The sequence below is a fragment of the Polymorphobacter sp. PAMC 29334 genome (assembly GCF_019431245.1).
Taxonomy (GTDB): domain Bacteria; phylum Pseudomonadota; class Alphaproteobacteria; order Sphingomonadales; family Sphingomonadaceae; genus Polymorphobacter_B; species Polymorphobacter_B megasporae.
The window spans coordinates 3,454,978-3,467,118 of record NZ_CP080243.1; the positions used below are offsets into that span (position 1 = coordinate 3,454,978).

13 protein-coding genes are annotated in these 12,141 nt (G+C 66.9%); 5 read left to right on the plus strand and 8 right to left on the minus strand.

Features of this window, described 5'->3' with window-relative positions; genetic code table 11:
* Positions 1–9 precede the first annotated feature (9 nt).
* The gene (purC, locus tag KZX46_RS20115; protein ID WP_216708471.1) at positions 10–789 is read right to left on the minus strand and encodes a phosphoribosylaminoimidazolesuccinocarboxamide synthase; all 780 of its coding nucleotides are present in this window, start codon (positions 787–789) and stop codon (positions 10–12) included.
* Positions 790–942: 153 nt separating this feature from the next.
* Complete coding sequence (locus KZX46_RS20120) at positions 943–1,821, minus strand: DUF4349 domain-containing protein (RefSeq protein ID WP_219775426.1); 879 nt, start codon at positions 1,819–1,821, stop codon at positions 943–945.
* Positions 1,822–1,893: 72 nt separating this feature from the next.
* Here KZX46_RS20120 and KZX46_RS20125 point away from each other — a divergent pair, with 72 nt between their 5' ends.
* Genes KZX46_RS20125 through KZX46_RS20140 form a run of 4 tightly spaced genes read left to right on the plus strand, consistent with a single transcriptional unit; the run spans position 1,894 to position 3,557 of the window.
* On the plus strand, positions 1,894–2,217 hold the full coding sequence (locus tag KZX46_RS20125; RefSeq protein ID WP_219775427.1) for a DUF1476 domain-containing protein: 324 nt from the start codon (positions 1,894–1,896) through the stop codon (positions 2,215–2,217).
* Positions 2,217–2,465, plus strand: a complete 249-nt coding sequence (locus KZX46_RS20130) for a BolA/IbaG family iron-sulfur metabolism protein (protein WP_219775428.1) — start codon at positions 2,217–2,219, stop codon at positions 2,463–2,465. The genes KZX46_RS20125 and KZX46_RS20130 overlap by 1 nt, the downstream gene beginning before the upstream one ends.
* Entirely contained in the window at positions 2,462–2,791 is a 330-nt protein-coding gene (grxD, locus tag KZX46_RS20135; RefSeq protein ID WP_216708467.1) for a Grx4 family monothiol glutaredoxin, read from the plus strand. Before KZX46_RS20130 ends, grxD begins: the two co-directional genes overlap by 4 nt.
* 52 nt (positions 2,792–2,843) lie before the next feature.
* Positions 2,844–3,557 (plus strand): glycerophosphoryl diester phosphodiesterase membrane domain-containing protein, encoded by a 714-nt coding sequence (locus KZX46_RS20140; RefSeq protein WP_219775429.1) that lies wholly within the window; start codon positions 2,844–2,846, stop codon positions 3,555–3,557.
* Positions 3,558–3,597: 40 nt separating this feature from the next.
* Here the strand turns inward: KZX46_RS20140 and hemF are convergent, their stop codons facing one another.
* The 4 genes from hemF to KZX46_RS20160 all read right to left on the minus strand — a co-directional run bounded on the left by hemF (position 3,598) and on the right by KZX46_RS20160 (position 8,444).
* Positions 3,598–4,455: an oxygen-dependent coproporphyrinogen oxidase gene (gene hemF / locus KZX46_RS20145; RefSeq protein ID WP_219775430.1), complete on the minus strand. Its 858-nt coding sequence runs from the start codon at positions 4,453–4,455 to the stop codon at positions 3,598–3,600.
* Between the two features lie 58 nt (positions 4,456–4,513).
* Positions 4,514–6,643 (minus strand): sodium-translocating pyrophosphatase, encoded by a 2,130-nt coding sequence (locus tag KZX46_RS20150; RefSeq protein WP_219775431.1) that lies wholly within the window; start codon positions 6,641–6,643, stop codon positions 4,514–4,516.
* 131 nt (positions 6,644–6,774) lie between these two features.
* Positions 6,775–7,470, minus strand: a complete 696-nt coding sequence (locus KZX46_RS20155) for an NAD-dependent deacylase (RefSeq protein ID WP_219775432.1) — start codon at positions 7,468–7,470, stop codon at positions 6,775–6,777.
* Complete coding sequence (locus KZX46_RS20160) at positions 7,467–8,444, minus strand: sensor domain-containing diguanylate cyclase (protein ID WP_216708868.1); 978 nt, start codon at positions 8,442–8,444, stop codon at positions 7,467–7,469. The genes KZX46_RS20155 and KZX46_RS20160 overlap by 4 nt, the downstream gene beginning before the upstream one ends.
* 143 nt (positions 8,445–8,587) lie before the next feature.
* Between KZX46_RS20160 and dapB the strand changes: the two genes are divergently transcribed.
* A complete protein-coding gene (gene dapB, locus KZX46_RS20165) occupies positions 8,588–9,361 on the plus strand; it encodes a 4-hydroxy-tetrahydrodipicolinate reductase (protein WP_219775433.1) in 774 nt (257 codons plus the stop codon).
* Here the strand turns inward: dapB and KZX46_RS23280 are convergent.
* The gene (locus tag KZX46_RS23280; protein ID WP_219775434.1) at positions 9,358–10,053 is read right to left on the minus strand and encodes an EF-hand domain-containing protein; all 696 of its coding nucleotides are present in this window, start codon (positions 10,051–10,053) and stop codon (positions 9,358–9,360) included. The two genes, dapB and KZX46_RS23280, sit on opposite strands and share 4 nt — an antisense overlap.
* 50 nt (positions 10,054–10,103) lie before the next feature.
* Positions 10,104–12,122, minus strand: a complete 2,019-nt coding sequence (locus KZX46_RS20175) for a M13 family metallopeptidase (protein WP_219775435.1) — start codon at positions 12,120–12,122, stop codon at positions 10,104–10,106.
* Between the last annotated feature and the right edge of the window lie 19 nt (positions 12,123–12,141).

A 12,141-nucleotide genomic window follows, 5' to 3' on the forward strand; every position in this document is an offset into this window, starting at 1 on the left:
GGCGCCGGGTTACTTGCCCCGCGCCTTGCGGTGTTCGTCGAGGTCGAGGACGGTCGACACCGCGCCGTCGGGGAGCAGGCCGAGCCGCCGCGCGACCTCGGTGTACGCCTCGACTTCGCCGCCAAGATCGAGGCGGAAGCGGTCCTTGTCCATCTTGTCGTTGGTCTTCATGTCCCACAGGCGGCAGCCGTCGGGACTGATCTCGTCCGCGAGAATGATGCGGCTGAATTCGTTGTCGAACAGCCGGCCGAATTCGAGCTTGAAGTCGACCAGCCGGATGCCGACGCCGGCGAACAGCCCCGCCATGAAGTCGTTGATGCGGATCGCCATGTCGGCAATGTCGTGCATCTCGTCCTGGCTCGCCCAGCCGAACGCCGAGATGTGCTCGTCGGTGATCAGCGGATCGCCGAGCGCGTCGTCCTTGTAATAATATTCGAGGATCGTCCGCGGCAATGCTGTGCCTTCCTCGAGCCCAAAGCGCTTGGCGAGGCTCCCGGCGACAACGTTGCGGACGACAACCTCGATCGGCACGATCTCGACCTGGCGGACGAGCTGCTCGCGCATGTTCAACCGGCGGATGAAGTGCGTCGGGATGCCGATCGTCGCGAGCATCGTAAACAGATGCTCGGAGATGCGGTTGTTGAGGACGCCCTTGCCGCTAATCGTGCCCTTCTTCTGGGCGTTGAACGCGGTCGCATCGTCCTTGAAATATTGGATGATCGTACCTGGCTCGGGACCCTCATACAGGATCTTGGCCTTGCCTTCGTAGATCTGGCGGCGGCGGGACATGGGCGTCGTCCTCCTCGGTCGTCTTCCGGACACGCGCGCCGCTGCCCGCATCCGTGGAAAGAAAGCGCCCCGGCGCGGGCGGGGTCGCGCGCGGCCGGGGCTGAATAAGCGATATAGCGCGGCGGGGGGGCGCTGACAATGACGCGGGCGCGGTCACGGCGGCGGAATGAGCGATCCTTTTCGCCGCGCATCGCGCCGAGCGCGAAGTTTGCCGGCCAGCCAAAGCAGCAGCCCTGCGGGCACGAGCCATGGCACGACGGCCACCACGACCGTCAACAGCAGCGCGAGACTCGTCGAAATCGTCTGCCCGGCCTCAGACACCGCAGTCGCCAGCGGACGCGCGGTCGAGCCGAGCGGCTGCGTCGAGCGATAATCGATGCTGAGCTTCGAGAAACTGACGCGCTGCTGGAGCTCGCTCAATTCGGCGGTCGCGGTGTCGAGCTGCTGCTGGGTCTCGCTGAGCGCTTTCTCCACCGCTAGCAGGTCCGACAGCCGTCCCTCGCGGTGTTCGAGCAACGTCTGCAGCCTGTCGCGCAGGGTCCGCTTCGCCTTGAGCGCGGCGTCGGCGTCGATCAGCTCGCGCGTAATATCTTCGCCCGTGACCGTGTTGGCGAGCATCGTCCCGCCAGCATCGCCAGTCGTCGCAGCGAGTCGCGCCTCGAACGATTTCACCTCGTTCGGGACGATGCGCAGGTCGAGATGCGCCTCGGCGGCATCGCCGTCACCGCCGCTGCGTGACGCGTTGATCAACTGGCACCGCGACGGACCCAGTGCCTCGCACGCGTTCCGGTGCGCCCGCTGCACACCATCGATCCGACGTGCGGGGAGCTCGAAACCGAGATTATAGCTGTACGCGATAAAGGCGGTACCGTCGCGACGGGCCGCTGGCTGCCGGGGCTCGTTCGGCGGCTGGGCCTGTTCCAAGCCAGCTGGGGCGACCAAGGTTTGCGGTGTCGGCGCGCCAGTATCGCCCTTGCGGCCGCACGCGGCGACGGTCAGCCCAAGGAGCAACGCTACCCGCAGCTTCGCCATCGCCGTTCCCCCACGATTGAACCTTGGCCTGCGCGACCCTATACACAGGATGACATCGTTCCAAGGATCGCCATGACGACATTCGACGAGCGCGAAGCGGGCTTCGAGGCCAAATTCACCCACGACGCCGACGTCGAGTTCCGCATCACTGCGCGCGCCAACAAGCTGCTCGGGATGTGGGCGGCGGGCAAGCTTGGGATGACACCCGAAGCCAGCGAAGACTACGCCCGCGCCGTTGTCCACGCCGAGTTCGAGAAGAGCGGCCATGAAGGCGTGTTCGACAAGATCGTCACCGACTTGAAGGTCCGCGCTCTCGGCGTCACCGATGACGATGTTCGCGCGGCGATGGCGGCAACGCAGGCCGAAGCCCGCCACCAGATCATGGGCGTTGCCTGATGGGTATGGCAGCCGCCGACATCGAGGCTGCGATCGTTGCCGCGCTGCCCGACGCGCAGGTGACGATCACCGATCTTGCCGGCGACGGCGACCATTATAGCGCGCGCGTCGTCTCCGGTGCGTTCGCCGGCATCCCGCGCGTCCGCCAGCACCAGCTCGTCTACAACGCCCTCGGCGGCCGGATGGGCGGCGAGTTGCACGCCCTCCAGTTGACCACAGCGCTTCCCGTTCAGGAGACCACGCCATGACCGATATCAATGCGAAGATCGGTGCGCTCGTCGGCGGCACCGACGTCGTGCTGTTCATGAAGGGGACGCCGCTGTTCCCGCAGTGCGGCTTCTCGTCGACCGCGATCCAGATCCTCGAGCGCCTCGGCGTCGATTACGAGACCGTCGACGTCCTCGCCGACCCCGAGGTCCGCTCGGGCATCAAGGCGTATAGCGACTGGCCGACGGTGCCGCAGTTGTACGTCAAGGGCGAGTTCGTCGGCGGCTCCGACATCATGATGGAGATGTTCCAGTCGGGCGAACTCGAGACGATGGTGACCGAAAAGGGCGTCGCGCGCGCTGCTTGAGCGTGCCGATGACAGTGTTGGATCTGCGCTTGCGCCGCATTGGCGTCCGCGCATGAATTATCAGATCTCGATTACCGGATTGTGGCGGGAGACCTTCGCCGCAGCCACCACGGGAATGCGACTATACCTGCCGATCGCGGCGGCGTTCGTCCTGCTGCCCGGCGTCGCGATCGAGCTGTTTGGCCCGGCGCTGCCGAAAACTCCCGCCGAGCTGACGCCCAACCTCGTTTTCAGCGCGCTTGTGTTGCCATCGCTGATCGCGATCGTAGCGCAGGCGGCGATCGTTAGGTTAGCGATCGACAAGGCGAGCGGGATCGACCGGTCGGTCGGTGAGGCGCTGCTCGTCGCCTTGCGGCTATGGCCGCTGCTTGTCGTCGCGCTGCTGCTCGCGGCAGTGCCGATCGGCGCGGGGCTGCTGCTGTTCATCGTTCCCGGCCTGTACATGGCGGGTCGGCTGACGCTGGCGATGCCGCTCGTCATCGACGGCGTCGTGGCCCCGATCGCTGCGGTCCGGCGAAGCTGGGAGCTTACCGAGGGCAACGGCTGGCGGATCATCGCCTTCACAATCATGTGGGCGGCATGGTTCCTCGCGCTGTCGGCAATCGCCGCGATCATCGGCGGCGGCGTGGCGACGGCGCTGAACGGGCTCGGTGCGGGCGCCGCGGGAGCGGTAATCTCGAGCGTAATCGGCGGAGTCGTCGGCGCGCTGTTCACGGTGTTCAACGCGGTCGGCATAGCGCTGATCTACCTGCGGTTGCGGCGCTAATCTTAGATCCTCCCCGCCTTAGGGGAGGATCAGCAGTCGATTAATCCCATCGCGCCAGCGGCGGCAGGCTCATCAGGATCGCTTCGACGTTGCCGCCGGTCTTCAGCCCGAAGGTCGTGCCGCGGTCGTAGACGAGGTTGAATTCGGCATACAGGCCGCGGTAGCGCAGCTGGACGATGCGCTCGGCGTCGGTGAAGGAGTCGTGCATGTGCCGCCGGACGATTTCCGGGTACACACCGAGCAGTGTCCGCCCGACGTCCTGGGTGAAGGCGAAATTCGCGGCAAAATCACCTTCGAGATGGTCGTAGAAGATGCCCCCGACGCCGCGATGGCGGTTGCGGTGGGGTACGAAGAAATACTCGTCGCACCAGCGGTCGAAACGGCTGTAGTAATCGCTGCCGTGGCGGTCGCACGCTGCCTTGAACGCCGTCTTGAAATTGGCGGTGTCGGCGGCGACCGGGAGTGCAGGATTGAGGTCGGCTCCCCCGCCGAACCAGCGCTTGGTCGTGACGAGGAAGCGCGTGTTCATGTGGACCGCGGGGACGTGCGGGTTCGCCATGTGTGCGACGAGGCTGATCCCGGTGGCGAAAAAGCGCGGGTCGGCATCGGCGCCGTTGATGGACTTGGCGAATTCGGGCGCGAACTCGCCGAACACCGTCGAGGTGTTGACCCCGACCTTCTCGAACACCCGGCCCTTCATCACCGACATGACACCGCCGCCGCCGGGCGCTCCGGTCGAGTCTGGGCGGTCCCATGCGGTTCGCTTGAAGCGCCCAGCGGGGGCGTCGCCGTCGCCTTCGTCCTCGAGGGTTTCGAAGGCGGCGCAGAGCTGGTCGCGGAGGCTTTGGAACCACGTCTGCGCGGCAAGCTGTTCGGCGTCGAGGGTGTATTCGGTCACGGGCGCTCCGTCGCTGGTGCCGACGGGACTATCCTAAGCGCCGTCCTCGCGAAAGCGGTTAGCCGTGGCCCGCCAACGCCGCGAGGAGCAGCAGCGCGACGATATTGGTGATCTTGATCATCGGGTTGACCGCCGGCCCGGCGGTGTCCTTGTACGGGTCGCCGACAGTGTCGCCGGTCACCGCCGCCTGGTGCGCAGGCGAGCCCTTGCCGCCGTATGCGCCCTGCTCGATCACCTTCTTGGCATTATCCCACGCGCCGCCGCCGCTCGTCATCGAGATCGCGACGAACAGCCCGGAGACGATGACCCCCATCAGCAGCGCACCCAGGGCCGCAAAGCCGTTGCCCTGCGTCGATACCGCCGTGACCGCAAAATAGACAACGACCGGCGCGAGCACCGGGAGCAGCGACGGGACGATCATCTCGCGGATCGCGCCCGCGGTGACGAGGCCGACGGTCCGGGCGTAATCGGGCCGGACGCTGCGGTCGGCGATGCCGGGCGATTCGCGGAACTGGGCGCGGATATCTTGCGCGACGGCGCTCGCGGTCCGTCCGACCGCGGTCATCGCCATGCCGCCGAACAGATACGGCAGCAGTGCGCCGAGGAGCAGGCCGACGACGACATACGGGTTCGACAGCGTGAAATCGACCGTCGTGGCCGCGAAGAACTGGCGCAGGTCCTCGGTGTACGTCGCGAACAGCACGAGCGCGGCCAGCCCGGCCGAGCCGATCGCATAGCCCTTGGTCACTGCCTTGGTCGTGTTGCCGACCGCGTCGAGTGCGTCGGTCCGCTGGCGGACTTCATGTTCGAGCCCCGCCATCTCGGCGATGCCGCCGGCGTTGTCGGTGACCGGGCCGTAAGCATCGAGCGCGACGACCATCCCGGCGAGCGCGAGCATGGCGGTCGCGGCGAAGGCGATCCCGATCAGCCCGGCGAGCTGGAAGCTGGCGATGATGCCGACGACGATCACCAACGTCGGCAATGCCGTCGACTCCATGCTGACCGCGAGGCCCTGGATGACGTTGGTGCCGTGGCCGGAATCACTCGCCTTGGCGATCGACTGGACCGGGCGGTAGCCGGTGCCGGTGTAATATTCGGTGATCCAGACGATCAGCCCGGTCACCGCCAGCCCGACGAGCATGCAGAAGAACAGGTGCATCGCGGTGAAGTCGGTCGGCGCGGCGACGGCGGCGGCGGCGGCTGCCTGCGCCGGCTTGACCGAGATTACCGCGTTCATGTCAGGGAAGATCGCCTTGGTCGCGAACCACAAGGCCGGGATCGACAGCAGGGCGGTGACGATGAAGCCCTTGTACAGCGCGCCCATGATCGAGCCCGACTTGCCGAGCTTGACGAAGAAGGTCCCGATCACCGACGTGATGATGCACACGCCGCCCGCGAGCAGCGGCAGCGTCATCAGCTTCGCGGCGTCGGTCCCGGCGACGAGCAATGCGACGAGCACCATCGTCGCGCCGAGGGTAACGACATAGGTCTCGAACAGGTCGGCGGCCATGCCGGCGCAGTCGCCGACGTTATCGCCGACGTTATCGGCGATGACGCCTGGGTTGCGGTCGTCATCCTCGTCAAAGCCGAGCTCGTTCTTGCCGACCATGTCGGCGCCGACGTCGGCGGCCTTGGTGAAGATGCCGCCCCCCAACCGCGCGAAGATCGAGATCAGCGACGCGCCGAAGCTCAATGCGACGAGCGCGTTGATCACCGGGCGGCTGGTCGGGTCCATGTGGCCGAAGTTTACGAGCGAGTAGAAATATCCGGCGATCGCGAGCAGCGCCAAGCCCGCGACGAGCATCCCCGTCACCGCGCCTGAACGGAACGCCATCGTCAGCCCGGCCTGGAGCGAGTTGCGCGCCGCTTCGGCGGTCCGGACGTTGGCGCGGACCGAGATGTTCATGCCGATGAACCCGGTCGCCCCGGACAACAGCGCGCCGACGACGAACGCGACGGCGGGGACCAGCCCGAGGAACACCGCGACGAGGACCGCGACGATCACCCCGACGATCGCGATCGCCTGGTACTGGCGCTTCAGATACGCCCCCGCGCCCTCCTGGATCGCGCGCGCGATCTCCTGCATCCGCGCATTTCCGGGAGACGCCCCGAGCACCTGCCGCGAGGTGACAACGCCATAGGCGACCGCAGCAAGCCCGCACAGGATCGCAACAAGTACGAAGTCCATTGATATTCCCCCCAAGGAACGCGAGCGATCAATGCCGCCCGTCTTGTCTTAGTGTGGCGAGTTGTCGCGTATGCGCGAAGAGATAGCAAGCGGGTGTACCGGATTGGCAACCGCATGTCCGTAACGATCGCTCAGCCGGTGAGGACCTCGTCGATCCACTCCGGAACGAGCCGTCCGGCTGCGCCGTGGCGCGCCTCGTCAAACAGCGCGGTTCCCGCGGAGGGATCGAGGTTGAGTTCGAGCGTGCGGGCTCCCGCGTGCCGCGCCGCGTCGACGAAGCCCGCAGCAGGATAGACCGCGCCGCTGGTGCCGATCGAGACGAACAGGTCGCACGCGGCGATCGCGGCGTCGATCCGGTCCATATGGTACGGCATCTCGCCGAACCAGACGATGTCAGGGCGGAGCGTGCCGCCGCAGCCGCACGGCGCCGCGCCGGTCAAGTCGTCGCCCCACGGCTGCATCGCGCCGCATCGGCCGCACAGCGCTGACTTCAGCTCGCCGTGCATGTGAACGAGACGCACCGCCCCGGCGCGTTCGTGAAGATCATCGACGTTTTGCGTCACGATGAGCAGGCCGCCGCGCCACTCCCGATCGAGCCGGGCAAGCGCGAGATGCGCGGGGTTTGGCTCGACATGCGCGAGCGCCGCGCGGCGGGCATCGTAGAAGCGCTGAACGAGGACCGGATCGCGGCGAAACGCCTGCGGTGTCGCGACATCCTCGATGCGGTGCCCTTCCCACAGCCCATCGGGGCCGCGAAAGGTCGGAACGCCGCTTTCGGCCGAGATGCCTGCGCCGGTCAGGACGACGATGTTGCGAACGACGGTCACACGGCTTCGGGGGTTGCCGTCGCCTCTAGGCAGCGGTTTCGGCCGCTGTCCTTAGCGGCGAACAGCGCGATGTCGGCGCCCGCGAGCCATTCGTCGGCGGTCACGATGGCGTGGGTCAGCGACGCCACGCCAAAGCTCGCGGTGACGCGCAGATCGGGATCGAACGCCACCGTCACGTTTGCGATCGCGACACGAAAGCGTTCGGCGATCGCAATTCCTGCGGCAGGCCCGGCGCCGGGCAGCAGGACAGCGAATTCCTCACCGCCGACGCGGCCGAAGACATCGGGCGCGCGCAACAGTGTCTGGCAGCACGCCGAAATCGCCTCGAGGACGACGTCGCCCGCCGCATGACCGTGACGATCGTTGATCGCCTTGAAGTGATCGAGGTCGAACAGCAGCAGCGCGCATTCCTGCCCATCGCGGGCGTGACGCATGATCGCGTGCGCCGCCGTGTCGAGGAACGCCCGGCGGCTGAGCGCGCCGGTCAGGAAGTCGCGCGTCGCGATCTGACGCAGTTCGAAGGTGTCGACCACCAGCGCGCTGAACTTGGCGAGAAGGCCGACCTCGGCGGCCGAATAATCGCGCGGGACGCGGTCGAGCGCGCACAGCGAACCGATCTGATACCCGTCGCGGCTGACGAGCGGCGCACCGACATAACTGACGACGTTGGGCGGCCCGACGACCAGAGGATTGGCGTTGAACCGCGGGTCGATCCGCGCGTCGGTGACGATCATCGGCCCGCGCGCCGCGATCGTGTGCGTACAGAATGAAATCTCGCGCGTCGTCTCGCTGGCATCGAAGCCGTCGCGTGACTTGAACCACTGGCGATGCTCGTCGACGAGCGAGATCGCCGCCATCGGCACGTCGAGCACTACCCGGACGAGCGAAGTAATCCGGTCGAATGGCGACTCCGGCGCGATGTCGCGGAGATTGTAGCGCCGCAATGTTTCGAGCCGGCCGGGCTCGTCGGCCATGCTGGCATCATCGCCGATATCACCCGTCGCCTCGTGATCGATTGAGTCGCCGGTGCTTTCGCGCACTCTGTTGATTTCGCTAGGTCGCTCGAATCGGGACACACTTTAGCATAGGGTGGACTTACGTGGTGGGACAGTCGGATATGATACGGGTTGGCGTTCTTGGTGCAGGTGGGCGGATGGGTCAGGCGATCATCGCCGCGATTGCCGCCGAGCCGAACATGGTTCTCGGCGGCGCAGTCGAACGCGCGGGCCACCGTTCGGTCGGCGCGAAGCTCGGCGGCGGGCTGACGATTTGCAGCAATCCGTCGGCGTTGGCGCATGTTTGCGACGTCATGGTCGATTTCACCAGCCCCGACGCGCTTGAGGCGAATCTCGACGCGGCATGGTCGACGCGCACGGCAATCGTCATCGGCACCACCGGGCTCGCGGCGCGGCATGAGGCCGCAGCCGCTCGGGCGGCGCGCGATATCGCGGTTCTCCAGACCGCGAACACCAGCATCGGGGTCACCGTCCTCTGCGGGCTGGTCGAAGCCGCGGCGGCGCGGCTGGCCGACTGGGACATCGAAATCCTCGACCTGCATCACCGCGACAAGCGCGACGCGCCATCGGGGACTGCGCTCGCGCTCGGCGCGGCAGCGGCACGCGGGCGGGACACGACCCTCGATGCCGTTCGCACCGCATTGCGTGACGGCGTCGGAGCGGCGCGAGCCAAGGGATCGATCGGCTTTGCGGCGATGCGCGGCGGGTCGGCGGCGGGCGACCACATGGTGCTGTTCGCGGGCGACGGCGAGCGGATCGAGCTGGTCCACCGCGCCGAGAGCCGTGATATCTTCGCGCACGGCGCGGTCGCGGCGGCAGCGTGGCTCGCGGGCAAGCCGCCGGGGCGGTACTCGATGGCGGACGTGGTCGGCTAGCGGCGGGCGAGTTCGCGCCGGGTCAGCTCGCCGTCACCCTCAGTATCGAGCAGGGCGAAGCGTTGGGCAGCGGCGGCGCGGAATTCGCGCTCGGTGATGCTGCGGTTGAAGTCGGCGTCGGCGGACGCGACGGGCTCGGGGAGGTCGAAGAAGCTGTACCGCGCGGCACCCTGGACGCCGAGCGCCTGATGCGGCGTGGCGCTGTCGTCGTTGCTGGTTCCGCCTCCGCTATCGCCACCGTGTCCACCCCGGCCACCGCCGCCACCGCCACCGCCATGATGTCCGCCGCCACCGCCCCCCTGGCGTTTGCCACTACCACCCGAGCGCCCGCCGCCACCGGCATCGCCGACCCGGATTTCCGGCGCGACCACGGTCTCATAATGGTTGAGCTCGGCCGGATCGATCTCGCCGTCGCCGTCGGTGTCGAGCGTCTTGAAGAAGCGCGCGGCGTCGGCTTGAAATTCGGCGAGGGTGACCTTGCCGTCGTGATCGGTATCGGCCCCGTCGAACCAGCGCCCGATCAGTGCCTCGCGTCCGCCGGGGCCGCGAAACGGCTCGCCCATCGGGCTGATGAAGACCCCGCGCCGCTCCGGACCACCCGGCCCGTGCGGTCCCCCCGGCGGCGGACCGTGCGGGCGCGGCTGCGGCGCGCAACCAGCGACGAGGAGCAGGACGAGGCCGATGCGACGCATGTGATACTCCCGGGACGACGCCGGGGTACGCGCTCGCTCCTGATGATCCCTCACCAGACCTTGATGCGCTCCTCCGGCGACAGATACAGCGTCTCGCCCGGCTTGGCGCCGAACGCCGCATACCATGCGTCGAGATTTCGCGCGACGTTCGGGCGAAGGAAGCCCGCAGTGTGCGGGTCGGTCGTCGTCTGCTGGAGCAGCGCGGCGTCGCGATACTTCTGCCGCCAGATCTGCGCGAAGCCGAGGAAGAAGCGCTGGTCACCGGTCATCCCGTCGATCACCGGCGCGGGCTTGCCGTTCAACGACTTGTGGTACGCGTCATAGGCGACGTTGATCCCGGCAAGGTCGGCCATGTTCTCGCCGAGCGTCAGTTCGCCGTTGATGTGCAGCCCCGGGAGCGGCTGATACGCGGCATATTGCGCGACGACCTTGTCGGTCAGCACCTTGAAGCGCGCGATGTCCTGCGCCGTCCACCAGTCGGCAAGCGTCCCGCGCTTGTCGTACTTCCGCCCTTGGTCGTCGAAATGGTGGCTGATCTCGTGGCCGATCACCGCGCCGATGCCGCCATAATTGACCGCCGGATCGGCGTTGGGATCGAAGAACGGCGGCTGGAGGATCGCCGCCGGGAAAACGACCTCGTTCCACGTCGGGTTGGCATAAGCGTTGACCGTCATCGGGGTCATGCCCCACTCGCTGCGGTCGATCGTCTTGCCGAGCTTATCGAGATCGCGCTGGAATTCGAACCGCGCCGCGCGCTGGGCGTTGCCGAGCGCGTCGCCGCGAAGAACCTCGAGGTTCGAATAGTCACGCCACTTCGACGGGTAGCCGATCTTCGGGGTGAACACCGCGAGCTTGGCGCGGGCCTGGACCTTGGTCGCGGGGTCCATCCACGTCAGATTGGCGAGCCGGGCGTCCATCGCCGCGATGATGTTCTTGACCAGTGCATCGGCCTTGGCCTTCGCGTCGGGCGCGAAATACTTGGCGACGTACAGCTTGCCGACCGCCTCGCCGAGCGCATCGCTCGTCGCGTCGACTCCGCGCTTCCACCGCTCTTGATTGACCGGCTGACCCGAAAGCACAGTTCCCGAGAAGGCGAATTTAGCATCGACGAATTTCGCTGGCAGCAGCGGCGCCCAGCGATCGAGCGTGTGGAAGGTCAGATACGCCTGCCACCCATCGAGCGGTTCGTCGGCAACGAGCTTCGCCGTGCCCGCAATCGCACTCGGGTTGGTGACGATGATTTGAGGCTGGCTCGCGACCCCGGCAGCGGCGAGGAACGACGTCCAGTCCAGGCCGGGGTCCTTCGCCGCCAGCTCGGCGGTGGCGACGGGGTTGTACGTCTTATCGACCTGACGACGCTCGACCCGGCTCCACTGGACCGCCGCCAGCTTCGCTTCGAGGTCATAGACCATCTTTGCCTTGGCGGCGGCATCGGGCACCCCGGCAAGCGACAGCAGTTGCGTGACATACGCCTGATACTTCGTCCGCACCTCGGCGAACTTCGGGTTCTTGGTGTCGAGGTAATAGTCGCGATCGGGCATGCCGAGCCCGCCTTGGCCGATGTAGACGCTGTAGATGTCGGGGTTCTTGAGGTCCTGCCGCAGCCGCAGGTTGACCGGCGCGTCGATCCCCTCGCGGTTGAAGTCGCCCAGCGTCGCCGCCAGCTTCGCCCGGTCGCCGATCGCCGCGATCGCATCCAGACGCGGCTGGAGCGGAACTAGTCCCTTCTTCTCGATCGTCGCCGCATCCATGAAGCTCGCATAATAATCGCCGATCTTGCGGCCTTCGGTCCCGGCGGGGGCATTCGTCGCGGCGGCAGCCTCGACCAGCCCGCGCGTCCGCTCCTGGCTCAGATCGCGCAGCTTGGTGAACATGCCGTAATTCGAGCGGTCGTCGGGGATGACGAGATCGTCGAGGTACTTGCCGTTGGCGAAGCGCCCCCAGTCGTTGCCCGGAGTCACGCTGCGGTCCATGCCGGCGGCGTCGAAGCCATAGTCGCCGTACGTCGGCTTCGCGGGCGCGGCGGCAACGACCAGCAGGGCGGCACCGAGCAACAGGATCGAACGCATGAAGACTCCCAAGGATGAT

Excerpts from the sequence above, each read along its gene's own strand:
- purC (WP_216708471.1), bottom strand. The coding sequence starts at position 789 with ATGTCCCGCCGCCGCCAGATCTACGAAGGCAAGGCCAAGATCCTGTAT.
- KZX46_RS20120 (WP_219775426.1), bottom strand. The coding sequence starts at position 1,821 with ATGGCGAAGCTGCGGGTAGCGTTGCTCCTTGGGCTGACCGTCGCCGCG.
- KZX46_RS20125 (WP_219775427.1), top strand. The coding sequence starts at position 1,894 with ATGACGACATTCGACGAGCGCGAAGCGGGCTTCGAGGCCAAATTCACC.
- KZX46_RS20130 (WP_219775428.1), top strand. The coding sequence starts at position 2,217 with ATGGGTATGGCAGCCGCCGACATCGAGGCTGCGATCGTTGCCGCGCTG.
- grxD (WP_216708467.1), top strand. The coding sequence starts at position 2,462 with ATGACCGATATCAATGCGAAGATCGGTGCGCTCGTCGGCGGCACCGAC.
- KZX46_RS20140 (WP_219775429.1), top strand. The coding sequence starts at position 2,844 with ATGAATTATCAGATCTCGATTACCGGATTGTGGCGGGAGACCTTCGCC.
- KZX46_RS20150 (WP_219775431.1), bottom strand. The coding sequence starts at position 6,643 with ATGGACTTCGTACTTGTTGCGATCCTGTGCGGGCTTGCTGCGGTCGCC.
- KZX46_RS20160 (WP_216708868.1), bottom strand. The coding sequence starts at position 8,444 with ATGGCCGACGAGCCCGGCCGGCTCGAAACATTGCGGCGCTACAATCTC.
- dapB (WP_219775433.1), top strand. The coding sequence starts at position 8,588 with ATGATACGGGTTGGCGTTCTTGGTGCAGGTGGGCGGATGGGTCAGGCG.
- KZX46_RS23280 (WP_219775434.1), bottom strand. The coding sequence starts at position 10,053 with ATGCGTCGCATCGGCCTCGTCCTGCTCCTCGTCGCTGGTTGCGCGCCG.
- KZX46_RS20175 (WP_219775435.1), bottom strand. The coding sequence starts at position 12,122 with ATGCGTTCGATCCTGTTGCTCGGTGCCGCCCTGCTGGTCGTTGCCGCC.